General features: G+C 71.6%; 15 protein-coding genes. 10 read left to right on the top strand and 5 right to left on the bottom strand.

Annotated elements, in window-relative coordinates:
- Window positions 1-18 precede the first annotated feature (18 nt).
- The 6 genes from ACQEVC_RS26605 (at window position 19) to ACQEVC_RS26630 (ending at window position 10,680) form a co-directional block, all read left to right on the top strand.
- Entirely contained in the window at window positions 19-1,773 is a 1,755-nt protein-coding gene (locus tag ACQEVC_RS26605) for a glycoside hydrolase family 43 protein (RefSeq protein WP_432882530.1), read from the top strand.
- A 32-nt stretch (window positions 1,774-1,805) separates the two neighbouring features.
- Entirely contained in the window at window positions 1,806-2,696 is an 891-nt protein-coding gene (locus tag ACQEVC_RS26610) for a PmoA family protein (protein ID WP_432882533.1), read from the top strand.
- A complete protein-coding gene (locus ACQEVC_RS26615; protein ID WP_432882535.1) occupies window positions 2,693-3,703 on the top strand; it encodes a PmoA family protein in 1,011 nt (336 codons plus the stop codon). Before ACQEVC_RS26610 ends, ACQEVC_RS26615 begins: the two co-directional genes overlap by 4 nt.
- Entirely contained in the window at window positions 3,700-4,974 is a 1,275-nt protein-coding gene (locus ACQEVC_RS26620; RefSeq protein WP_432882537.1) for an ROK family protein, read from the top strand. The genes ACQEVC_RS26615 and ACQEVC_RS26620 overlap by 4 nt, the downstream gene beginning before the upstream one ends.
- A gap of 300 nt (window positions 4,975-5,274) precedes the next feature.
- Window positions 5,275-8,145: an immune inhibitor A domain-containing protein gene (locus ACQEVC_RS26625; protein WP_432882540.1), complete on the top strand. Its 2,871-nt coding sequence runs from the start codon at window positions 5,275-5,277 to the stop codon at window positions 8,143-8,145.
- A gap of 360 nt (window positions 8,146-8,505) precedes the next feature.
- The gene (locus ACQEVC_RS26630) at window positions 8,506-10,680 is read left to right on the top strand and encodes an amylo-alpha-1,6-glucosidase (protein WP_432882543.1); all 2,175 of its coding nucleotides are present in this window, start codon (window positions 8,506-8,508) and stop codon (window positions 10,678-10,680) included.
- Window positions 10,681-10,771: 91 nt separating this feature from the next.
- Here ACQEVC_RS26630 and ACQEVC_RS26635 read toward each other — a convergent pair whose 3' ends face one another.
- Together ACQEVC_RS26635 and ACQEVC_RS26640 are read right to left on the bottom strand one after the other, a co-directional pair.
- Entirely contained in the window at window positions 10,772-11,323 is a 552-nt protein-coding gene (locus ACQEVC_RS26635; protein WP_432882546.1) for a dihydrofolate reductase family protein, read from the bottom strand.
- Window positions 11,324-11,603: 280 nt separating this feature from the next.
- Window positions 11,604-14,294 (bottom strand): M14 family zinc carboxypeptidase, encoded by a 2,691-nt coding sequence (locus ACQEVC_RS26640; protein WP_432882549.1) that lies wholly within the window; start codon window positions 14,292-14,294, stop codon window positions 11,604-11,606.
- Between the two features lie 196 nt (window positions 14,295-14,490).
- Between ACQEVC_RS26640 and ACQEVC_RS26645 the strand changes: the two genes are divergently transcribed.
- Window positions 14,491-15,876, top strand: a complete 1,386-nt coding sequence (locus ACQEVC_RS26645) for an aminotransferase class I/II-fold pyridoxal phosphate-dependent enzyme (RefSeq protein WP_432882552.1) — start codon at window positions 14,491-14,493, stop codon at window positions 15,874-15,876.
- A 43-nt stretch (window positions 15,877-15,919) separates the two neighbouring features.
- Here ACQEVC_RS26645 and ACQEVC_RS26650 read toward each other — a convergent pair whose 3' ends face one another.
- Together ACQEVC_RS26650 and ACQEVC_RS26655 are read right to left on the bottom strand one after the other, a co-directional pair.
- Complete coding sequence (locus ACQEVC_RS26650; RefSeq protein WP_432882554.1) at window positions 15,920-17,878, bottom strand: fibronectin type III domain-containing protein; 1,959 nt, start codon at window positions 17,876-17,878, stop codon at window positions 15,920-15,922.
- A gap of 148 nt (window positions 17,879-18,026) precedes the next feature.
- Window positions 18,027-18,686 carry a M23 family metallopeptidase gene (locus ACQEVC_RS26655; RefSeq protein WP_432882556.1) on the bottom strand — a complete coding sequence of 220 codons (660 nt, stop codon included), beginning with the start codon at window positions 18,684-18,686 and terminating at the stop codon, window positions 18,027-18,029.
- 479 nt (window positions 18,687-19,165) lie between these two features.
- On the opposite strand from ACQEVC_RS26655, the gene ACQEVC_RS26660 reads away from it, so the two are divergent.
- Window positions 19,166-20,647: an RICIN domain-containing protein gene (locus ACQEVC_RS26660; protein ID WP_432882558.1), complete on the top strand. Its 1,482-nt coding sequence runs from the start codon at window positions 19,166-19,168 to the stop codon at window positions 20,645-20,647.
- Between the two features lie 89 nt (window positions 20,648-20,736).
- Window positions 20,737-22,080 carry a hypothetical protein gene (locus tag ACQEVC_RS26665; RefSeq protein WP_432882561.1) on the top strand — a complete coding sequence of 448 codons (1,344 nt, stop codon included), beginning with the start codon at window positions 20,737-20,739 and terminating at the stop codon, window positions 22,078-22,080.
- Window positions 22,081-22,132: 52 nt separating this feature from the next.
- Here the strand turns inward: ACQEVC_RS26665 and ACQEVC_RS26670 are convergent, their stop codons facing one another.
- A complete protein-coding gene (locus ACQEVC_RS26670; protein ID WP_432882563.1) occupies window positions 22,133-23,104 on the bottom strand; it encodes an ion transporter in 972 nt (323 codons plus the stop codon).
- Between the two features lie 272 nt (window positions 23,105-23,376).
- Between ACQEVC_RS26670 and ACQEVC_RS26675 the strand changes: the two genes are divergently transcribed.
- The gene (locus tag ACQEVC_RS26675; RefSeq protein ID WP_432882566.1) at window positions 23,377-23,841 is read left to right on the top strand and encodes an NUDIX domain-containing protein; all 465 of its coding nucleotides are present in this window, start codon (window positions 23,377-23,379) and stop codon (window positions 23,839-23,841) included.
- Window positions 23,842-23,956 lie beyond the last annotated feature (115 nt).

The raw sequence follows: 23,956 nt of genomic DNA on the forward strand, positions 1-23,956 counted from the left end.
GGGGAGGGCGCCACGCCGATGGCAGAGCAGCGACGACCGGCAGAGCAGCGACGACCGGCAGAGCGGCGACGACCGGCGGGGTACCGGCGGCCGTGGGTCGCCGACAACGGCGACGGCACCTACCGCAACCCGGTGCTGCACGCCGACTGGTCCGACCCCGACATCGTGCGGGTCGGTGCCGACTACTACCTCGTCGCGTCCAGCTTCCACCGGGTACCCGGACTGCCGGTCCTGCACAGCCGGGACCTGGTCAACTGGTCCATCGTCGGCCACGCGCTGCCCCGGCTGGAGCCCGAGGAGGAGTTCCGGACCCCGCAGCACGGCCGCGGAGTGTGGGCGCCGGCCATCCGGCACCACGACGGCCGGTTCTGGATCTTCTATCCCGACCCGGACCGGGGGATCTTCGTGGTCACCGCCGCCGACCCCGCCGGTCCGTGGAGCCGGCCCCACCCGCTCAAGACCGGTCGCGGTCTGATCGATCCCTGTCCACTGTGGGACGAGGACGGCTCGGCGTACCTGGTGCACGCCTGGGCGAAGAGCCGGGCCGGCTTCAACAACCGGCTCACCTGCCACCGGATGAGTCCGGACGCGACCGAGCTGCGTGACGGCGGGCGGGATGTCGTCGACGGTGCCGCGCTGCCCGGCTACCGCACCCTGGAGGGCCCGAAGTTCTACCGCCGCGACGGCTGGTACTGGATCTTCGCGCCGGCCGGCGGGGTCACCGACGGCTGGCAGTCGGCGTTCCGGTCCCGGCACGTCCTCGGCCCCTACCAGGACCGGATCGTGCTGGCCCGGGGCGACACCGCGATCAACGGACCGCACCAGGGCGCCTGGGTGACGACCCCGCAGGGACAGGACTGGTTCCTGCACTTCCAGGACAAGGGCGCCTTCGGCCGGGTCGTGCACCTGCAACCGATGCGGTGGACCGCCGACGGCTGGCCGGCGATCGGCACACCGACCGGCCGCGCCGTCGACCGAGCCGGCGAGCCGGCGGGCGTGTTCGGCGACGGGCCCGGCCGGCCGGTGCTCCGGCACGCCAAGCCGGCCGTCACCCCGGTCAGCCCGGTCACCGCCCCGGCCGCCGGTGACGACTTCACCGGGCCGCGGCTCGGGCCGCAGTGGGCGTGGGCCGCCAACCCCCGGCCGGACTGGTGGACGCTGCGGCCGGCGGGCGGGCTGCGGTTGGCCTGCGTACCCACCGATGCCGGCGACGACCTGCGGGGACTGCCCAACCTGCTCGGCCAGCGGCTGCCCGCCGACCGGTTCCGGGCCAGCACCCGGCTGCGGCTCACCGGTACCGGCCCCGGCGCCCGGGCCGGGCTGGCCGTACTCGGTAGAAGCTACGCCTGGACCGGCCTGCTGCGCACCGCGCACGGCGCCGTGCTGGTGCGGCGTACGGCGGGCGCGGGGGAGCGGGAGCGGGACGACGCCGCCGGGCTCGACGTACCGCTGCTGGCCGACGGGGATCCCGCCCCGGTGCTGCTCCGGGTGGACGTCTTCCCCGACGGGCGGTGCCAGTTCCTCGCCGCCGTCGGACCCGAGCCGCCCCGACCGGTCGGCCCGCCGTTTCCGGCCACCGCCGGCCACTGGGTCGGTGCCATCCTCGGCCTCTTCGCCACCGCACCAGCGCAGGCGGCGCCGGAGGACCCGGCACAGGGGTCCGCCGACTTTCCCGGATCCGGCCCAGCAGCAGGTCCGCTGGCCGGCACCGGCACGGCGGAGTTCGACGCCTTCTGCGTCACCGATGCCGGCCGAGCGGACCGCCCGGCATGACGGCCGGGCAGCCACCCCGGGAGGAGGCGAGGATGCACGACCGGGAGAGCGCCGCCGACCCCGTCAGGCTGAGCCTGGGCGGCCGGGCCGTCGCCGACTACGTGTGGCTGCCGCGGCTGCCCCGCACCGTGTCGCCCCGGCCGTTCCTGCATCCGGTACGCACCCTCGCCGGCACCGAGGTCACCGAGTCGATGCCGGAGGACCACCTGCACCACCTCGGGGTCAGCGTCGCGGTCGCCGACGTGGGCGGCGCCAACTTCTGGGGCGGGCGCACCTACGTGCCCGGGCACGGGCCGGTGCAGCTACCCAACCACGGCACCCAACACCATCGCGTCTGGACCGTCCGGACCAGCACCGACGTACGCCACGAGCTGCGCTGGGTCGGCCCGGACGGCACCGAGCTGCTGCACGAGCGCCGGCGGATCGCCGCCCTGCCGCTCACCGGGCAGGCGTGGGCGCTCGACTTCGGCTTCGAGCTGACCAACGTGACCGCCGAGCCGCTGGCCATCGCCAGTCCCGCCACCAACGGGCGGCTGGGCGCCGGGTACGGCGGGTTCTTCTGGCGGGCCCGGCGCGGCGACCGCCGGGTGCACGTGCTGGGTCCGGAGCGGACCGGCGAGCGGCACCTGCACGGTCGACGGGCCGCCTGGCTGGCGCTGACCGGCGCCAGCACAGACCCGTGGACGTTGATCTTCGTCCCGGCGGACCGGCCGCACCGGACCGACCTGTGGTTCGTGCGCAGCCGCGACTACGCCGGGGTGGGTTCCGCGCTGGCCTGGACGCAGCCGCTGGTCGTCGCGCCCGGCGGCCGGCTGCACCGGCGCATCGTCACCGTCGTCGCCGACGGCAGGCTACGCTCCCGACAGGTCGCCGACCTCGCCGGCGCGGTGGCGGCGATCCCGGCCGAGGCGGCACGGTCGTGAGCGCCAGCCGTCGGGTCGAGCCCGGTGGCGCGGCCGTCCGGGCCGGCGGCGAACCTCGGCGGTTGGCGCACCACGGGGGCCAGGCGACGAGAGGCGGCGAGGTAACGATGGCACGTCCCGGCGTACCGGATCCGGTGCTCGCCGACCGGCCGCCCGGCACCGCCGTACTCCGGGTCCAGGGTCGCGACGTCGCCCGGTACACCTGGCGGCCCGACCTGCCGCTGGCCATGTCCCCACGCCCCTACCTGCACCCGGTGCGCACCCTCGCCGGCAGTACGGTCACCGACGCCGCCCCCGACTCGCACCCGCACCAGTTGGGGATCAGCATCGCCGCCCCGGACGTCGGCGGGCGCAACTTCTGGGGCGGGCGCACCTTCGTGGCCGGACACGGCCCGGCCTGGCTGGACAACCACGGTTTCCAACGGCACCGGCGCTGGCTCCGGCACACGGGCGAGGAACTGGTGCACACGCTGGTCTGGACGGACGCGCACGACCGCACGCTGCTGGCCGAGCAGCGCGCCATCACCTGCCGGCCGGTCGACGGGACCGCCTGGACGCTGGGCCTGCACACCCGGCTGGCCAACGTCACCGACCGGCCGTTGACCATCCGCAGCCCGGCGGCCCAGGGCCGGGCCGGGGCCGGCTACGGCGGGTTCTTCTGGCGCGGCCCGGCGGTCGCCGACACCGCCCGGATCCTCAGCCCCGCCGGCACCGACGCGACCGCCGTCAACGGCAGCCTCACCGGCTGGGTCGCGGTCACCGCCACCGGCGATGCCGGCCCGTGGACCGTGCTCTTCGTGCCGGGTGACGACACCACCGCCCGGGACAAATGGTTCGTCCGGGCCCGCGACTATCTCGGCGTCGGCTCGTCGCTGACCTGGGACCGGCCGCTCGTGCTCGGCCCGGCCGAGACGATCACCCGGCACCTGGTCACCGTCGTCGTCGACGGCGCCCTGTCGGTGGCGACGGCCGCCGTACTCGCCGAGCGCGTCCGGCAGCCGGCATGACCGGACCGATCCGGCCGAGCCGACCCCGGCAGGTCGAGCAGCCCGTCCGGCAGGAGAGCCTACGCAGCATCAACCTCGAACTCGTCTTCCGGCAGATCCTCGGCGCCGCGCACCCGATCTCCCGTACCGAACTCGCCTCGGTCACCGGGCTGACCCGGCCCACCATCACCCGGATCGTCGACGACCTGCTCGCCGGTCGACTCGTCACCGAGACCGGCCTCGCCCACGACGGTCGGGCCGGCCGGCCCCGGGTCGGGCTGACCATCTCCGACCGCGGACCGGCCGGGCTCGGCCTCGACATCCGCGCCGATGGGCTGGCCGCGTGCGTCGTCGACCTCACCGGTACCGTCCGGCACCTGGCCTTCGCCCCGGCGAGCTACGCCGACCGGGGCGCCCCGGCCGTGCTGGCCGACCTGGCCCGGATGGCCGACGCCGCCGTGCACGCCGTCGCGGCCGAGGATCTCGCCGTCGTCACCGCCACCCTCGCCGTGCCCGGTCCGGTCGATGCCGGGCTGGTCAGGTCCGCCCCGGCGCTGGGCTGGCGCAACGCCGACGCCGGTACGCTGCTGCGGGCCGCCACCCGGCACCTCGACCTGCCGATCACCGTCGACAACGAGGCCAACCTCGCCGCGCTCGGCGAGCTGTACGCCACCCACCACACCCTGGACAGTTTCGTCTACGTCTCCGGCGGGCTCGGTATCGGTGCCGGGATCGTCCTGGACGGACGGTTGATGCGCGGCTCGCGGGGTTGGAGCGGCGAACTCGGCCACGTCACCGTCTATCCGGACGGCAAGCCCTGCCCCTGCGGCTCCCGGGGCTGCCTGCAGACCTACGCCAGCCTGGAGGCGATCCTCGGCGCCGAGCCGGCGCCGCCGGGCTGCACTCCGGACGCCGAGATCACCGCCCGGGCCGACGCCGGCCGCCCCGACACCCTCGCCGCGCTCGACGTCGCCGGCACCGCGCTGGGCGTCGCGCTCTCCGACATGCTCAACATCCTCGACATCGGCTCGGTACTCCTCGGCGGCAGCTTCTCGCTGCTGGCGTCCTGGCTCACCGCCAACGCCCGGGCCGAGATCGACCAGCGGGTGCTGACCACGGACTGGGCGCCGGTGACCGTCCGACCTGCCCTGCTCGGTCCGGACGCGGCCGTGATCGGTGCCGCGCTGACCTCCATCGACCAGGTCCGCGAGCAGCCGGCCGGCTGGCTGTTGCGCCAGTCGGGACGGTCCGGACCTGCCCGGTCGAGACAGCCGGCGAAGCGGTCCGGGTAGCGGCCGGACCCGGCGCGCTTCGGCCCGCTCCGCGCCGGGGGCGGGGATGTCGGGCGTCCCGCTCGGTGCCCGGACCGAGTGGCCGGGGGACCGGTGCGGGGGCGTCGCGGCTGCTGGCCGGGAACGTACGTGATGGACGGACAAGCGCGAACTGCCCGGTTGGACGGTTCTGTGATGCCGAAAAGACAACGGTGGTTGTCCATGGCCGTGCCGTCGCATAGCGTCCCTGTCGTTGCCCGCGTGTCCGAGCGGATGCGCGGGGTGATTGCTTCGCTCAGGGAAGCGCGGAAGGGGAGGGACGTGCAACGACTGACAGTCAGCGGGGGGATGAGATGGGCGGGCGGGCGCAAGCGCCTGCTCGCGGCGTCGGTACCCGTGCTGCTGGTCGCGGCGGCCGGGGTGGCGATCAGCGGTGCCGAGCCGGCGACCGCTGACCGGGCGGCCCGGTTCACGCCGACCGAGCGGGACTACTACATCAACTACGTCGACCCGAAGGTCGAGCGGCCCAGCGACGGCCCCGAGGTGGCGGTCCAGGGCGGCAAGCGCAAGGTCAAGCAGGAGCGGCCCGATCCGGTCGCCGCGTTCGGCCGAAAGTTCGTCGAGGGCAACCCGGTGGCGGCCCGGGGCCTGGCCAAGACCGAGGCCGAGGCGATCCGGACCGGCAAGAACCCCCGGCACATCCGCTACAAGCAGGCCGACGAGACGCAGGTCGCGAAGCTGTTGACCATCCTGGTCGAGTTCAACCCCGACGCGGACGACGACTTCACCGGCGTGATGGTGCCACGCGCGACGTTCGACGACGCGACCACGCCGGAGAACGAGCGGGAGTGCGTGCCCGGCAACGTCCAGAACGGGCCGCTGCACAACAACATCCCGAACCCGGCGAAGGCCTCGCACCCGGACAACAACTCGATGTGGGTGCCGGACTTCTCCACCGAGTTCTACAACAAGATGCTCTACAGCCGGGAGGGCATCACCGAGCGGGTCCGCACCGACCTGCGCGGCCCGGACGGCCGGCGCGGCATCGACCTGCGCGGGTACACGATGCGCAACATGTACCTGGAGATGTCCAAGGGCGCGTACACGGTGGACGGCCAGGCGACCCCCTGGGTGACCGTGCCGCACTCCGAGGCGTGGTACGGCGCCGACACCTGCACGCAGGTCGACGGCGAGTGGGTGGCCGGGGCCAGCCAGGACATGAACGGGCACCCGGACAACCCGGCCGGGCCCGGCGCGCTCGGCGTCGACGCGGTCAACGTGCTGGCCGCGCAGAACCCGGACTTCCCGTGGGCCGACTACGACATCGAGGACACCGCGGACGCCGACGGTGACGGCAACTTCAACGAGCCGGACGGGGTGGTCGACCACCTGGTGCTGGTGCACGCGGGTGAGGACAAGTCCGGCGGCGGTGGCGCCGAGGGCGCGTACGCGATCTGGGCACACTCGTCCGCCATCGTGCCCGGCCACACCATCCCGGGTACCGACAAGATGATCAGCAACTACATCGTCCAGCCGGAGGACTCCGGTGTCGGCGTCTTCGCCCACGAGTACGGCCACGACCTCGGCCTGCCGGACCTGTACGACATCGGCTCCGGCGGCGACTCGGACGTCGACTTCTGGGACCTGATGTCGTCCGGCTCGCACACCGGCCCGATCTTCCAGGGCATCCCCACCCACATGGGCCTCTGGGACAAGTTCGTGCTGGGCTGGGCCGACCCGGTCATCCTGAACCCCGGCGACGACCCGGCCCGGGTCAAGCTCGGGCAGACCTCGCGTACCCCGGTCGGCACCGAGGACGGGGTCCGGGTGAACCTGCCGGCCAAGCAGATCACCCTCTCCACCCCGCACAGCGGGGAGGGCCAGTGGTGGACCAGCAACGACCAGTCCTGGGCCGACGTACGGCTGACCCGCACCCTGGAGGTGCCGGCCGGTGGCGACGTGCGGTTCTGGCTCTGGAACAACTACTCCATCGAGGCAGACTGGGACTTCGGCTTCGTCGAGGTCTCCACCGACGGTGGCAACACCTGGGCCGAGCAGAAGGTTTTCGACTCCGCCGGCAACCTCGTCTCCACCGACGACGGCTACGCCGACCCGAACGGCCGGATGCACGACTACGGTGACAAGAAGTACGGCCTGACCGGCAGCACCGGAGGCGAGTGGCGGCACGACTACGTCAGTCTGACCGGCTTCGCGGGCCAGACCGTGCAACTGCGGCTGCGGTACGCCACCGACGCCGGGTTCGAGGACACCGGCTGGTTCACCGACGACTTCTCGGTCACCGCGGACGGCGCCGCCGTCTGGTCGGACGACGTGGAGAGCGGTGCCAACGGCTGGACCGCGACCGTCGGCAGCTTCACCACCACCACCGGGGCCGGCTGGGCCATCTCGCCCGGCGAGTTCTCGTTCGCGCACTACTACCTCGCCGAGTGGCGTAACCACGACGGCTTCGACGAGGGCCTGAAGTACGCGTACCAGACGAACTACAGCCGGGACGGTGCCTGGAAGGTGGACCGGGTGCCGTACAACGCCCCGGGCATGCTCGTCTGGTACCGGGACACCAGCTACGGCGACCTCAACCTGACCCTCAACAACCTGTTCGACCCGCCGAGCGTCGGTTCCAAGGGCGGTCTGCTGATCGTGGACTCGCACTTCGACCCGTACCGCCGGCAGGGCACGGCGGCGGCGAAGGACCCCTCGGGGCTGGACAACCTGCCCTCGCGGCCGCAGTCGTCGAACGCGGCGTTCGGGTTCGGCAAGACGTACCCGTTCACCGAGTGTTTCGAGGCGCCGAACGAGCCGTTCAGCGCGTACTGCACCAAGTTCAAGTCGCAGCCCGGGGTCAGGTCGTTCACCGACAGCAGGGGCTGGTACCCGGGCATCGAGTACCGGCCGGACCTCGACGCCGCGAACCCGCTGTTCTTCCGCGACGCCGACGCGTCGGTCGTGCTGCCCTCGAAGGGCAACGCGCCGTACTCGGTGCGGACCGTGGACAAGAACGGCAAGCCGGCGCCTGGCCAGTACGGCATCGACCTGGGTGGCGGAGTCCTGACCGGCACCGGCAACCCGGGCGAGGTCGGACTGAACTTCGGTGTCCGGTTCGACCTGCTCCAGCCCGGCCACCGCAACCAGTGGGCGGTCGTCCAGGTGGTGCCGCCCACGGCGGCGCCGTAACCCGGCACCGGAGAGGTCCGGAGCGTTTCCGGGGCCGCCGCCAGCACCCCGCTGGCGGCGGCCCCGTCCGCTTCCGGCCGGTCTGCCGCCGCTGCCTGCCGAGCCGCCGGCGCACCGCGGCCGCCCGGTGGTGCGGTCGGGTCCGCCGCTCGGCGGGCGTGGCGACCCGGGCCAGCTTCACGAGATCGATTGGACGGAGGTTGGCGGGGAACTGGACGCCGTCGGCGACGGACCGGTGCGGTGCCCGGCGGGTCGGGGGCGAGGCTGCGCCGGCCCGCGTCCGGGCGTTTAGCCAGGCCGCAGGGCTGCCGCCAGGTAGCATTACGGGCTATATGCACGCAATCCGCTCCCCTCTCGGAGGTGCGCGTGACGACGACCGGTCGACGGCGGCCCACTCCCGCCGACCCGAGCCCCGAGCCGGTTCCGGGCGGCCAGGCACCGAGCGGGACGGATCGTGACCTGCCGCCCGAGCTGGGCCCGAACGCGATCGGCGTACTCGACGGGCTGTCGTTCATGCTCTCCGACGCGGTCGGAGACGTGCCGCCCGGCTCGATCGGCGGGCTGGTCCACGAGGACACCCGCTTCCTGAGCCGCTGGCAACTCCTGCTGGGCGGCGTCCGACCGCTGCTGCTCGGGTCCAGCTCGGTCGACCCGTTCTCGGCGGCCTTCTTCCTGGCCAACGCGGAGCTGCCCGAGCTGCCCGCCAACCGGATCGGGATCCGCCGGCAGCGGTTCGTCGGCGAGGGCATGTTCGAGCGGATCGCGGTGCAGTGCTTCGCCGACGAGCGGGTGCCGATCGAACTGCGGCTCGCGGTCGACGCCGACTTCGCCGACCTGTTCGAGATCAAGGAGCAGCTCCGGGACCGGTCCGGACAGATCGTCCGGCAGCACGTGGCCGACGGTTCCCAGCTCTGCTTCGGGTACGAGAACGAGGGTTTCACCGCCCGCACCCAGGTGCTGGCGATCCCGCCCGCGACCCGGATCGAGGGCGACGACCTGGTCTGGGACCTGGACCTGCACCCGGGGGAGAGCTGGCAGGTCGAGCTGCACGTGCCGCTGCGGTACGTCAACATCGACGTGGTGCCGACCCGCCGCGAGTTCGGCGAGGTGTTCGAGGTCGGCGGCGGCGGCAACGACTCGACCAGCCGGTGGCGGGCCAGCCGACCGGACGTGCACGCCGACTCCGACCTGCTCTGCGACGTCTACCACCAGTCCGTGGCCGACCTGGTGTCGATGCGGGTCGAAAAGGAGGTCTCCGGGCAGCGGGTCGTCATCACCGCTGCCGGGCTGCCGTGGTTCCTCACCGTGTTCGGGCGGGACTCGTTGATCACGGCGTACCAGGCGATGATCGGCGGGCCGGAACTCGCCCGGGGCACCCTGCTGACCCTCGCCGCGCACCAGGCCACCGAGCTGGACGACTTCACCGACCGGGAGCCGGGCAAGATGATGCACGAGTACCGCAGCGGCGAGCTGACCCGGCTCGGTGTCAAGCCGCACAACCCGTACTTCGGCGCCTCCGACACCACCCAGCTCTGGCTGGTGCTGCTCTCCGAGTACTGGCGCTGGACCGGCGACGACCAACTCCTGCACGACGTACGGGACAACGCGTACGCGGCGCTGCGCTGGATCGACGAGTACGGCGACTCCGACGGCGACGGCTACGTCGAGTACGCAACCCGGTCCAGCCAGGGGCTGGGCAACCAGTGCTGGCGGGACTCCTGGAACGGGGTGCAGTCCGCCGACGGGACGATTCCGGTGCTGCCGATCGCGACCTGCGAGATCCAGGGTTACACCTACGACGCGAAGCTGCGGATGGCCGAACTCGCCGACGGCCCGTACGCGGACCCGGAGCTGGCCCGGCGGCTGCGCGCCGAGGCCGCCGAGCTGGCCGACCGGTTCGACCGGGACTTCTGGCTCGACGACCGGGGCGGCTACTACGCCCTCGGCCTGGACGGCGACAAACAGCCGATCGACGCGATGACCTCCAACATGGGCCACCTGCTGTGGAGCGGCATCGTGCCGGCGGAGCGGGCCGCGATCCTGGCCCGGCAGCTCATGTCCGACCAACTCTTCTCCGGCTGGGGCGTGCGTACGCTCTCGACCGGTGATCGCGGCTACAACCCGATCGGCTACCACCTCGGCACGGTCTGGCCGCACGACAACTCGCTGATCGCGCACGGGCTGGCCCGGTACGGCTTCCGGGCGGAGGCGAACCGGATCATCGAGGCGATGATGGAGGCGGCCCGGTACTCCGACAACCGGCTACCGGAGGCGTACTCCGGCTACGACCGCTCGTTCGGCCGGGTTCCGGTGCCGTACCCGACCGCCTGCAACCCGCAGGCCTGGGCCAGTGCCGCACCGCTGCTGTTCCTGCGGACCATGTTCGGCCTGGAGGCCCGGGACGGACGGTTCGTGCTGGACCCGGACGTCCCCGAGCGGTTCGGACGGATCCAGCTCAGCCGGGTGCAGGGCTTCGGCCAGTGTTGGGAGATCGAGGTGAACCGCCGGCAGGGCCACCTGCGGCTGGTGGCCTGACCCGGGCGGTGCCGGGTTCGTCAGCCACCCGGTGCGGCGCGGCTGTGGCCGGGCGGAGGTGGACCCGGGCGGGGCCCGGGCCCACCGTGGCTCAGGCGTCGGCCGGCCGGTAGGTGGCGATGATGACACCGCTCTTCATGACCCGGGTGTCGGCCAGTTCCAGCGTCGTCGTCACGTCGGAGAGCGCCGAGCTGAACGTCGGGCCGCCCTGGAAGACCGGGTGGATCCAGAACCGGACCTCGTCGAGCAGGCCGGCCTTGAGCAGGGTGTGCGTGACCACGCCGTATCCGTACATCAGGATGTCCCCGCCGTCCTGGGCCTTGAGCCGGGTGACGGCCTCGACGAGGTCGCCCTGGAGTACCTCGGTGTTGTTCCACTCCGGTTCGGTCAGGGTGGTCGAGGCGACGTACTTCTGCACGCTGTTGAAGTACGCGGCACCGGTCCTCGGGTCGCTCTCGTCCATCTTCGGCCAGGTGGCGGCGAATCCGTCGTAGGTGTGCCGGCCCATCAGCAGCGCGTCGGCGGCCGCGGTCTGGCTGGCGGCGACCGCACCGGCCTCCTCGTCGAAGTACGGGGCCGTCCACACCGGGTTGTCGATGACGCCGTCGAGGGTGATGTAGGTCGAGCTGATGATCTTGCGCATCGGGGTGTCTCCTGTCGTGTCGTCGCTGTCGACCAGAACACTGCCCGGGCGCCCTTACGATTCGCTTCAGCTGGCCTTACCCGGCCGGTTCCGGCGGCCCGACCGGTCTCCGCGGGTCGGCGGCGGGGGCGGCGGCGGGTCCAGCGCCGCCCGGAGCAGCGCGACCGCTGTGCCGCGCCGACCACCACGGGCGCAGGCGGACGGCACCGGGGAGCCGACGCGCGGGTCCGGGTGGCCACCTCGACGGTGACCACCCGGACCCGGTGTCGTGCCGACCGCGCTACCGTGCGGCGAGCGCGCCGTCCGACCCGAACCGTGTCCGGAGTTGCTGGAGCCCGGTCGCGTCCACCTCGGCCGCCGGGCCGTGGTAGATCGCGTTGTACAGCAGGTTGAACTGCGCCCGGGGCAGGGTACGGAAGGTGATCTCGCTGCCGTACGTCACCGCCTGCCCCTTGCCGACGGTGAAGGACGCGGTGTTGACCGCACCCCGGATGTGCTCGGCCCCGCGCAGGTATCCGCTGGCCAGCACCTCACCCTCGGCCGGGTAGTTCGACACCACCGTCCCGCCCGCGCCGGTCAGCTCCCACGCCTGGGTGTCGTAGAGCCAGACCGGCCAGGATTCCGGCATGCCCCAGGCGACCGGGTTGTCCGGGTCGAACTCCTGGTGCAGCAGGCTGCCACCGGTGACGAACTGGTCCTCGTCGTCGGGCAGGGCCGGCTTGATCGGCAGGTTCAGCAGCTCCTGCACCGTCGCCACCGAGCTGCCGATCGCCAGCAGCGTGCCACCGTTGCGGACGAACTGCTGAAGCTTCCGCCACCCCTTGTCGCCGACCCCGTAGGCCCAGGAGTACTCCTCGGCGTACTCCTTCGGGTCCAGGCCCTCGACGATGTCGTCCTTGGAGATGCCGTGCGACAGGACGATGGTGTCGTACAGCTCGTTCAGCGACTTCCGCTGGAAGTCCTGCGCGGCGACCACGTCGTAGTTGACGCCGTACTGGTCGAACTGCCACATGTCCCAGCCGCCCGGCATGTTGCCGATGCCCCGGAACAGGCCGACCCGGGTCTGCGGCTTGAGCTGCACCCCGGCGACGCGCGGCGCCCGGGCGACCGCGGTGACCTGGAGGCCGACCTTGGCCGACGCGGTCGCCAGCACGTTGCGGGCCTGCGGGGTGGCCGGCACGACGTAGGTACCGGCCGGATAGCTGCCGCCCGGCGCGCTGAACCCCTTCGCGGCGCGGAACGTCGGGATGTTCGCGTCCTGCAACGCCGAGACGATCTGGATCGTCCCGTACGACTCGGGGCGGACCAGGTAGGCGCCCCTGTCGCCCGGAGCGGGCGGCATCGTCACCTGGGGCAGCTTCACCGAGGTGACCCGTTCCAGGCTGGCCTGGAACGGCGCGCGGATCTCGGCGACGTCGACCCCGAGTTGCAGCGGCAGGCTGGTGGTCGCCTCCGCGTACGGCAGCAGCACCGGGCACTCGGTGCAGTCGCGCACCTCGGGGTACTTGTCGGTGCCGAGCACCTGGTGCGCCCAGTTGCCGCGCGGCTGCCGCATCTTGATCACGTACGAGCCGGCGCCGTAGCGCTTCCCGTCGGCGACGAACTCCGAGGTGGCCCGCTCGATCTCCACCTGTGTCCACTCCAGGCGCTGGAGCATCTCGAAGGTGGCGTACGGGTCACGCTGGTCCGCGTCGACCACGAACGCGTAGCTGCCGGCGGGTACGCCCTTGGTCATGTACTCGTGCGGCACCGCGTACAGGTTGTCGTAGAGCAGTTCCCGGCCGTTGTCCGCGGTGTACTCCATCCCGGCGTAGGTGGCGATCTTCGCGTAGTCGACGATGTCCGCCAGGGTCCAGGTGTTCGAGCGGTACGGCTCGATCAGGCTCATCCGGGCCTGCTGCGGGCCGAGCGGGCGACCGTCCGACGACACCTGCGGGTACGCGTAGTCGGTCACCGAGGCGATCTCGGTCAGGTAGACGCCGGAGCCGGTGAACGGGAAGAACCCGACCGGCTGCTCCAGGGTCCAGAAGATGTGGTAGTCGAGGCTGCCGACCCCGGTCTTGCCGGCGGCGGCGAGCGACCGGGCGGCGTGCTGGCCGATCGCCGAGACCGAGGAGCTCATGTTCGCCGGCACGTTCTCGCTGGTGATCCCCCCATACGGCGGTACGAAGATCCGGCTGCCGGTGTTGCCCTTCTGGTGCATGATGTGCACGATCGCCGGCCGGTACTTCTTCTCCAGCGCCAGCCGGTACTGCGCCTCGATCTGGGTGAACATCGTCCAGTCGCGGTTGTCGTCGTGCCCGGTGTACTTCTGGTAGAGGTCCGGGTAGGTCCGCCGGTAGTTCGTGCCGGCGGTTTTGTTGAAGTGGTCGATGATCAGGTGCTGGCCGTCCGGGTTCTGCGACGGCACCAGCACGATGACCGAGTTGTTCAGGACGTTCCTGGTGAAGTCCGAGTCCTCGGTGGCGAGCCGGTGCACGATGTCGTTGATCGCCTGTCCGTTCCCCACCTCGCTGGAGTGGATCGTCGCCTCCAGGTGGTAGAACGGCACCCCCTCCTCGGCGAGCCTGCGGGCCTGCTCCGGGCTGGTGTTGCGCGGGTCCGAGAGCTTCTGGTTGATTTCGACCAGGCGGTCCAGCCGGCGCAGGTTCTTCGGCGCGCTGATGAGCACGGTCGCGTATTCGTTGCCCATTGTGGTGCGCCCGATGGTCTCGTAGTCGACCCGGTCGGACCGTTCCGCGACGAGTTTCATGTAGCGGAGTACGTCGGGATAGCCGGCCAGTTTCCCTTCGGCGCCCATCTTGAAGCCGAAGTGCTGTTCCGGGGTGGGGATGGCCGTGGCCCGGGCGGTGACGGCGGTTTCGGCGAGGCCGGGACCGGCGGTGGCGGTGGGTGCGACGGCGGTGGATCCGACCAGGGCCACCAGGCCGACACAGGCGGCGTATAACAACGGGGGGCGGGTCTTGAGCATCGCGGGACCTTTCGACTCGACATCAGTAGTCGTAGATCGACCGTGCCTGAACGCTAGCGGTGTGCGTGAAGATCCACAGTGGGGTCGCTGTTCGCGTTTGTTCGGTCTTCGGGCCCGCTCGACGAAAGCTCAAGAATGCCTCAACATGGTTGCCCCGGGCATGGACGGCGATGTATCAAGAGCCATGATCGCTGGGGTGCCGCAGCCACGGATCACCGACCAGCTCAGGGACGCCGACGCGGTGCCCGGGCGCCAGTCGGACCGGCTGCACGCCAGCGCCCTCGCATTGATGCTCACCGACCGGTCGGCCCGGGGGATCGCCGACCGGCTCGGCCACCTGATCTATTCCGGCGAACTCGGCCAGGGGCTGCACCTGCCCACCGTGCGTGCCCTGGCCGCCGCACTGCACGTCGGTCCGACGACGATCGCGTCGGCCTGGGCCCAACTGCGGCAACGCGGGCTGATCCACTCCGACCGACGGCACGGCAGCTTCGTGGGCGGCCCGGGTCGGCTGGCCGGTCGCCGCTACGCCAGCCTCCCGGCCCCGGCTCGGGTCGGGTTGGACCTCTCCACCGCCTTTCCCGATCCGGCGCTGCTGCCGGACCTGGCCGGCCCGATGGCCGAGGCGGTGCTCGGTACCCGCTGGCGCAGCTATCCGGACGACACCGTGGACCCGCACCTGGCCGCCGTCCTGCACGCGAGCTGGCCGTTCGAGGCCGAGGACTTCACCGTCACCAGCGGTGCGCACGACGCCGTGCACCGGGTCGCCGACGTGCTGCTGCACCCGCACGACCGGGTGGTCGTCGAGGAGGTCGCCGCCGCGTCGCTGCTGGACATCGTCGAGGACCACCGGGCCCGGGCGACCCCGGTGATCTGCGACGACGAGGGACCGCTGCCCGAGGCGCTCGAACTGGCCCTGACCGCCCAGCCCAGGATGCTGCTGTTCCAGTCCCGGATGGCCAGCCCGCACGGCCACGCGCTGTCCCGGCGCCGCGCCCAGGCGCTGGCGCCGATGCTCGCCGGCCGGGACATCGTGATCGTCGAGCAGGACACCGCGCACGAACTCGCCCCGACCCCGGACGTCTCGCTCGGCGAGTACCTGCCGGAGCAGACCCTCCTGGTGCGGAGCTGGAACAAGTCGCACGGGCCGCACCTGCGGGTCGGCGCGCTGGCCGGGATCCGGCGGGTCGTGTCCCGGGTACGTGCCCGGCAGAAGGCGACCGGCAGTTGGCCGTCGGTGCTGACCCAGCGCGCCCTGGCGCAGATGCTCACCGACCCGCAGACACAGGCGGCGATCCGGCTGGCCGGGAGCCGCTACCGGCAGCGCCGGCAGCGGATGGTCCGGGCCCTGCACGAGCACGGGCTGGCGCCCACCGGCGTGGCCGGGCTCTCCGTCTGGGTGCAGGTCCGCAACGCCGGCACCGCGATCCGGTCGCTGGCCGCGGACGGCATCGGCGTCGCCTCCGGTGCGCCGTTCGTCGCGTACGCCGACGGCAGGGCGCACGTGCGGATCGCCACCACCCTGCAGCACGACCGGCACGCACACATCGCCCGTACCCTCGGCGAGGCGCACCGTAGCTGACCGGCCGGCAGCCGGGTCCGGTCCGCACCGCCGTCGGGCGCCGTCAGCGCAGCACCAGCACGTCGTAGTAGTCGAGCCGGTCGACCGTGACCGACAGGCGGCCGTGCCGGCAGGACCAGGCCGGCACCCGCGACCCCGCGAAGTCGGGCGAGACCAGCTCGATCCGCCGGGGGCAGGACGGCAGCTCCACCCGCAGGTCGACGCCGGTCTGCGGGATGATCCCCCGGTCGTAGTTGTGGTTGACCAGGTGCAGTGTCCGCGCCCCGCTGCCCCGCTGCACCAGCAGGCTCGCCGCGACGTTGCCCACCCCGACCCGTACGCCCTGCGGACCGTGCTCGTTGTCCCGGTAGAGCGCCCGGTGCTCCCGGTAGAACCTGGTGTACGTCTGGAAGAAGCCCAGCATCCCGGACTGCTCGGCCGTCGGGCCACCGACCGTGTCCTTGAGGTGGAAGGCCGGAAAGAGCCCGTTGGCGTACGCCTCGGCGCCGAAGATCTGCCAGTAGTCCTGCTTCTGGGCCGGCGGCAGGTTCTGGTAGTCGGTCATCATGTCGTTGGGCCAGTCGATGAAGACCGCCACCGGCACGTCACCGGCGATCTCGCGGTTGCGCTCCTTGAGATAGCGGTAGTTGGCCTGCAACGACTTGGCGCCGTCGAGGTGCCCGTCGACCACCGGCACGTAGTCGGCGCCCCGGAAGTCGGGGGTCTGCTCGTCGGGGTTCCACGGGTACATCCCGACACTGTTGAAGTCGACGTACGGCAGCAGCCCGTTCGAGCTGACCAGGAGTTGGCGGTGCGCGGTGTCCCGGGCGTACGCCCGCAGCTCGTCCACCATCTCCTTCCAGTACCGCCGCAGGTAGCTGACGGTGAACGACAGGTCGTCGGCGTACATCCGGTTGGCGGTCACCCGCCCCCACTCGGCGGCCATCGGGTTGGCGGCGGTGAGCGGGTCGAGGTTCCAGCCGTTGGCCCGCAGGTAGTCGCGGTAGTTGAAGTTGCGGGTCAGGTCGTCGGCGGGTACGTCGGGGCGGACGAGGTTGTCGTCGGTCATCCCGAACCGGGACTTCCAGTCGGCGGCGGTGAAGGCCGGGTACTTCGCCAGCAGGTACCGGTTGAAGTCGGCGATGGCGTGGTCGTCGAAGCCCTCGTTGCCGTTGAAGCCGTACTTCTGCCCACCGCTGAACCCGGCGTTCACCTCGTCGAGGTTGATCCCGTCCACCCCGCCGTCGATCTGGATCTTGGCCCAGTCGAGCAGGTACTCCCGGTACCTCGGATTGAACATGTTGCCCCGGCGGGCCGGATCGGGGAATCCGAACTCGTCGTGCGGTACCGGGTTGTTGTCGGCGTCCCGGGTCGACATGTCGTCGAAGATCTCGGTGCTGGCGAAGTCGTGCGGGAAGATGACGCTGGCCGTCCCGCTGCCCATGAAGGTGATGCCCTTGGCGTGGTAGCGCCGGATCTGGTCGAAGTTGTAGTCGGCCGCCTCGTCGCCGCTGGTGGACCACTTCCCGATGGCCCGGATGGTGACATCGGGGACCAGCTCGTAGACCTGCGGATCCTCCTCGTGCACGTCGGACTGGCTGAAGCCGAAGACGGCGAAGTCGGCAGCCCGGGGCCGACCGACGGTCGCCGTCGCCCGGTTGCTGGCCGGCGAGACGTTGCCGGCCGCGTCCCGGGCGGTCACCACGAACGCGTAGGTCGTCCCCGGCACCAGGTCGGCGACGGTCGCGGTCGTGCCGGGGACCGACCGGACCAGGGACCGCCCGGCGTAGAGGTCGTAGGCCACCACCGCCACGTCGTCGGTGGACGGGCGCCAGCTGAGGGTGACCCCGGTGCCGGTCACCCCGGACGCGGTCAGCCCGGTCGGCGCGGTCGGCGGTCGGGCGTCGTGGCCGTCCGGGAGCCCGGGCGCGGCCGGGGCGGCGGTGGCGGGCCGCACCGGCAGCACCAGCGCCAGTACGACGGCGCACAGTGCCCAGCGCGGGGTTCCGGATCGCCGTGGCATCGCGTTCCTCCGTGGCCAGCATCCGACGGTCGTCCGCCGGGCCGGCGTCGCGCTGCTGCCGGCAGGGCACCGCGAGCATATGCCCGGAGCATCAATATAGAAAGCTGTCTATCGTGACTCTCGGGGCCGACGGCGTCCGGAGGACGGGTTACGGCTGCCCGGCGGCGCAGTTGTTGCTGGTCCGGGTGACCGTGTATTCGGTGTCGTCGTGGGTGATCCCGGAGGGCTCGCCGTCGAAGTACGTCTCGACCTTCTGCCAGCCCTGGCGCTGCTCGTAGTGCAGGTGCGGGGCGCCGGAGTTGCCGGTGCTGCCGACCCGCCCGATCTGCTCGCCCTGCTCCACCCGCTGACCGACCCGGACCAGCGGCGGTTCGAGCAGGTGCAGGTACTGCGTCTCCCACTTGCCGCCGTGGTCGATCTTCACCCAGTAACCGCCGCCCCGCCCGCGCGGACCGTCCGGGTCCTCCGGCGTACGGCCGCCGACCGAACCGTTGATCCCGGCCACCGTGACCCGACCGGCGTACGACGCCAGCACCGGCCGCCCCCACGCTTCGCCCTCGGTCGGGAAGAGGTCGACGTCGTAGTCGTCGTGCCCGGGATAGGTCCCGAGCTGCCAGGTCTCGCCACAGGCGACCGGCAGCTGGAAGAGCGGACGTGGACCCGGCGGTCGCAGCAGCAGCACGGCGACCACGGCCACCGCGAGCACGGCCACGGCCGACGCGACGGCGGCGAGCGTCAGCAGGATCCGGCTGGTACGGCTCCGGGGGCGGCGGCGGGTGCGGCGTCTGGTCGGCTGGCCGGTCGTCACCGCCCCGAGGATGGCAGACGGCGGCAACCCGCCGGCCTCCGGGTCCGGCGCGAGCGGCCGGCGTCGGGCGGTCAGGTATGCGTGGCACCGGTTTGTTTCATCGATTGACTTAATCTGTTGCGGTGTCATAACCTCGCAGGTGCATCGAGATGGATCAGTGGCAGGGGCAACCACCTCCATCAGCTCGTCGCTCGTCCGGGCCGGCGGCGGCTACCCAGTCACACGATGACGGCCGACAAGATCGCGACAGTTCGGATTCCCCACGATCGCGACCCCGCGCGACGCGGCGACCGCCGTCGAGCCCCCGGCACCAGGCAGGGCGCCGCCGAAGCGTCGTACGGCCCTCTCGGCGTCGACCGTCCCACTGTCGGTCGGTGCTGCCTCGGACCCGATCAACGTGGCCACTGTCGGCGACGCTCCCGACCGGCGAGCCGTCGCACCCCACCCGGCCGGCCATCCTCACGCAGAAAGGACAGTAGATGTCCCAACCATTCCCGCCGGCGTTCCGGCGTGTGGTCCTGACGGCTGTGCTGGCGCTGACGGTGCCCGCCGCCGTCGTGGCGGTGTCGGTGCTGCCGTCCCAGGCGGCGGTGGCGCCGGCCGACGGCGGTGTTTACACGATGGCGGTGGGTGCGTCGGGTAAGTGTCTGGAGGTGGCGGACGGTTCGGCGGACAACGGTGCGTTGTTGCAGCAGGCGTCGTGTTCGGGATCGGCGCGTCAACAGTGGCGGGTGGTGTCGTCGGCGGGCCGGTTCAACGTGGTGAATGTTGGTAGTACCCGGTGTGTGGACGTGCCGTCGGGTTCGGCGGTGTCGGGTGTGCAGTTGCAGCAGTGGGGCTGTGGTGACGGTACGAAGGTGAACCAGTTGTGGTCGTTCGTGGGGTCGTCGGCGGCGTCGGGGAGGTACCGGATCACGAGTGCGGCGAGTGGGTTGTGTGTCAGTGACCGGGACGGTTCGACGGCGGGTGGTAATCCGATCGTCCAGGAGACCTGCGCGGACGTGGCCCGGATGCAGTGGGCCTTCGAGCAGGTCGGCGGCAACCCCAACCCGACGCCGACCGGCGGGCGGAACTGGCCGAACACGGCCGACGGCTTCGCGCAGGGCACCACGGGCGGTGCCGGCGGGCAGACCGTCACGGTCAGCACGCAGGCGCAGCTCAACCAGTACGTCACGGCGAGCGCCCCGTACGTGATCCGGGTGGCCGGCACCATCAACATCAGCCCGAAGGGCACCGAGCTGCGGGTCGCCTCGAACAAGACCATCATCGGGGTGGGCACCAGCGGACACATCGTCGGCGGGGGCTTTTTCCTCGGCGCCGGAGTCAGCAACGTGATCATCCGGAACCTGACCATCCGCGACACCCTGATGCCGGACGACGACCCGGGCGACGACGCGTACGACTACGACGCGATCCAGATGGACACCGCGAACCGGATCTGGATCGACCACAACCGGCTGTCCCGGATGAACGACGGCCTGATCGACAGCCGCAAGGACACCACCAACCTGACCGTCTCCTGGAACCACCTGGTCGACAACAACAAGACCTTCGGCATCGGCTGGACCGACAACGTCACCGCCCGGATCACCATCCACCACAACTGGTTCCAGAACACCCGGACCCGCAACCCGAGCGCGGACAACATCGCGTACTGCCACCTCTACAACAACTACGTCCAGAACACCTCGTCGTACGGCAACTACATCCGGGGCCTGACCAAGGGTGTGGTCGAGAACAGCTACTTCGAGAACAGCCGCAACCCGTACTACGTCGAGGCCGGTGAGCTGGTCAACCGGGGCAACGTGTTGGTGAACAGCCCGTGGGACTCCGGCAAGGTCACCGCCAAGGGCTCGGCGTTCAACCCGAGCAGCTTCTACTCGTACACCCTCGACCCGGCCGCCAACGTGCCCGGCCTGCTGCGCAGCTACGCCGGGCCGCAGGCGAACATCGGCACCTGATCCACCCCGCGCGCCGTCCCCGCCCCGCGTGACCCCCAGCCCGGGGCGGGGACGGCGGCATCCGCCATTCCGCCACGTCTGGAGTAGCGATGAAACGTCGTACCGCACTGCTCACGACCGGGCTGCTCGCGGCCACCTCCCTGGGCACGCTCTGGACCCCGGCCCTCGGCGCTCCGACGTCGCCGGACACGCCGGCTGCCGCTCCCACCGGCCCGCAGGCCGTCGGGCCGGTCGTCGCCTTCCCCGGCGCGGTCGGGGTCGGTGCGCTGGCCAGCGGTGGCCGGGGCGGCTCGGTCCACCACGTGACCAACCTCAACGACTCCGGCCCCGGTTCGTTCCGGGACGCCGTCGGCACCGGCAACCGGATCGTCGTCTTCGACGTCGGCGGCTACATCCGGCTCAGCTCCACCGTGCTGGTCAAGAGCAACATCACCATCGCCGGCCAGACCGCACCCGGTGGCGGCATCGGGGTGATGGGCGGCGAGGTCTCGTTCAACAGCGCGACGAACGTGATCGTCCGGGACTTCCGGTTCCGGCAGGGCGACCTCGACCCGAACGACGAGAACAACGGCCTCAACTGGCTCGACGCCAGCAACATGATTTTCGACCACGTGTCGGTGGAGTTCGCCCAGTGGAACAACATCGGCGCCGTCCGTTCCCGGGACGTCACCATGCAGTACTCGATCAACGCGAACCCGATCGGCCAGCAGTTCGCGGCGCACACCGAGACCGGCCCGTTCACCTGGTATCGCAACCTGTTCGCGAACGCGCACAACCGCTGCCCGCTGGCCAAGGGGAACACGCAGTACATCAACAACGTCGTCTACAACTACCAGGCGGCGTACACCGCCGGGAACTCCAGCGGGCACTTCCTGCACGACGTGGTCGGCAACTACTTCATCACCGGGCCGCGCACCACGAACTCGTCCAACGCGTACTACCAGATGCGCAACCAGGAGGTCTACAACAGCGGCAACGTCATCGACAGCAACCGCGACGGCCAGCTCAACGGCGGGACGCTCAACGTCGGTGCCGGGGGAACCGCGATGGCCACCCCGTGGTCCGGGACCACCGCCGGGATACCGACCCTGCCCGCCGCGGACGCGTACGCCGAGGTGCTGGCCCGGGCCGGTGCCCAGCCGCGCGACCGGGTCGACGACCTGGTGCTCGCCGACGTCGCCTCGCTCGGCACGGCCGGCGACCTGTGGGCCTCGCAGACCGCCACCGGCCTGGACAACAGCGGCTACGGCACGATCCCCGGCGGTGCCGGCCCCACCGACACCGACCGCGACGGCATGCCGAACGCCTGGGAGACCAGGTACGGTCTGGACCCGAACTCCGGCGCCGACGCCTCCGGCGACTTCGACCGGACCGGCTACACCAACATCGAGAAGTACGTCAACGGGCTCCTCGACGGCTCCTACCGAGCCTGAACGGTCAGCGGGCGCCGGGCCCGGCGGCGCCCGGCTCCGGCATCCGCCGTGCTCACTTTCCCGCCCTGGCCGCCCTGCGCCCGGACTTCGGCCGCCGGCCGGTCGGGCGGCGGTCCGCCCCGCCGGCCGGCGCCTGGCCGGCCAGCTCGGCTTCCAGGGCGTCCAGCGCGGTCCGCAACTCCCGCAGCCGCGCACCGATCTCCGGCGACGCCCCGGGCCGCGGCACCCGATGCCCGGCCGGTGCCGCCACGACCGCCGTCCGCGCCGGCTCGGGCGCCGTGCCGGGACCGGCCGGCCGCTCCGCCTGGTGGGCGTCCTCCAACGCCTTCAGCACGATGCCGACCAGCAGGTTGGTGAGCAGGTACGAGGCCATGATGATGTACGAGGCGTAGTAGAGGACGCTCCACTCCGAGACGGCCCGACCGGCCTCGAAGGCGTCGGTGATGCCGTCCAGGGAGAGCAGCAGGAAGAGCGTGAACATGGCGCGCCCGACCGTGCCGTACCGGTCGGGGTAGGCGTCGCCGAACGCCATCCAGCCCACCATGGCGTACAGGTAGATGGTCAGGGTCGCGATCAGCAGGAAGCTGACCAGTCCGGGGAGGCTGCGCAGCACGCCGCCGATCACCACCCGCAGGCCGGGAAAGAGCCGTACCGCCCGCACCACCCGGGCGAGCCGGACCAGGCGCAGCAGGGTCACGTTCTCCCGTACGCCGGGCAGCAGCGGCGCGCAGACGATCAGCAGGTCGAACAGGTTCCAGCCGTCGCGGAAGAACCGGTGCGGGGTGGTGAGGTGCGCACCGAACCGCAGGAGCAGTTCGACGACGAAGAGCGTGAGGCAGACGTACTCGACGGCCAGCAGGACACCGCCGGCCCGGTCGAGCGCGCGGTCGTAGGTCTCGACGCCGAGCACGATCGCGTTGACGATGATCAGGGCGAAGGACCCGGTGTTGAACCAGTCGGCGTCGACCACCCGGTCACACCGGGCCGCCAGGCGCGCTCTGGCGGTGGGCCGGGCTTCGTACACGCCGACACTCTCCTCTGTGGATGGACCTGCCGCCGGACAGCCTAATTCGCGGCCTACCCGGCGATGTCGGGGGAGGAGGATGCTGCCGACGACCCGGGCCGAACCACCCGGTGTCCCGCCCGTGCCGCCTTTGCTCTCCGGACCGGGATGACCTATGGTTCCTATTCGATGTAGCCGACTCCTTCCCCCGTGGGAGCCGGCTACATCCTTTTCGGAGATCGTCACCCGGGCGACGACGAGGGGCCTGACCGCCCGGACGGGGAGACCTGACGATGCCGGAGAGCAGGCTCGCGCGGCCTCGGGTCTCGGCCGGCGCGCTCTTCGCCGACGACGACGGCCGGATACTTCTGGTCGATCCGGTGTACAAGGCGTTCTGGAACCTGCCGGGCGGTGGCGTCGACGCCACCGAGACGCCCCGGGCGGCCTGCCGCAGGGAGGTACGCGAGGAACTCGGGCTCGACCTCCCCGTCGGTGCACTGCTCGCGGTCGCCTGGACGGCCAACGGTCCGGACGGACACCTCTTCTTCGTCTTCGACGGCGGAGTGCTGTCGCCGGAGCAGCGGGCCGCGATCGTGCTGCCTCCCGGCGAACTCGCCAGGTACGCCTTCGTTCCGCCGGCGGCGGCCCCGCCGCTGCTCGCCGAACCCCGCCGGGTGCTGCTCGCCGAGGTGTTGCGGGCCCGTGCCGACGGCCTGACCCGGTACCTGGAGCTGGAACTGGAACTGGACGGAGCCTGACCTCCCCGGCCCGGTCGCTCCGGCCGGCCGGCGGAGCAGCGGAAGCCCCGGGGCGCTCCCGTCCCGGTGGCGGGTGACGTCGGCACCCGCGTTGACTACCGTGCCGGGGAGGGGC

Origin of the sequence: Plantactinospora sp. CA-294935 (assembly GCF_050936445.1) — a bacterium.
Classification (GTDB): domain Bacteria; phylum Actinomycetota; class Actinomycetes; order Mycobacteriales; family Micromonosporaceae; genus Plantactinospora.

Coding starts and splice junctions, on each gene's coding strand:
- ACQEVC_RS26675 (WP_432882566.1), top strand. CDS start 23,377: ATGCCGGAGAGCAGGCTCGCGCGGCCTCGGGTCTCGGCCGGCGCGCTC.
- ACQEVC_RS26640 (WP_432882549.1), bottom strand. CDS start 14,294: ATGCTCAAGACCCGCCCCCCGTTGTTATACGCCGCCTGTGTCGGCCTG.
- ACQEVC_RS26605 (WP_432882530.1), top strand. CDS start 19: ATGGCAGAGCAGCGACGACCGGCAGAGCAGCGACGACCGGCAGAGCGG.
- ACQEVC_RS26660 (WP_432882558.1), top strand. CDS start 19,166: ATGTCCCAACCATTCCCGCCGGCGTTCCGGCGTGTGGTCCTGACGGCT.
- ACQEVC_RS26620 (WP_432882537.1), top strand. CDS start 3,700: ATGACCGGACCGATCCGGCCGAGCCGACCCCGGCAGGTCGAGCAGCCC.
- ACQEVC_RS26650 (WP_432882554.1), bottom strand. CDS start 17,878: ATGCCACGGCGATCCGGAACCCCGCGCTGGGCACTGTGCGCCGTCGTA.
- ACQEVC_RS26665 (WP_432882561.1), top strand. CDS start 20,737: ATGAAACGTCGTACCGCACTGCTCACGACCGGGCTGCTCGCGGCCACC.
- ACQEVC_RS26635 (WP_432882546.1), bottom strand. CDS start 11,323: ATGCGCAAGATCATCAGCTCGACCTACATCACCCTCGACGGCGTCATC.
- ACQEVC_RS26610 (WP_432882533.1), top strand. CDS start 1,806: ATGCACGACCGGGAGAGCGCCGCCGACCCCGTCAGGCTGAGCCTGGGC.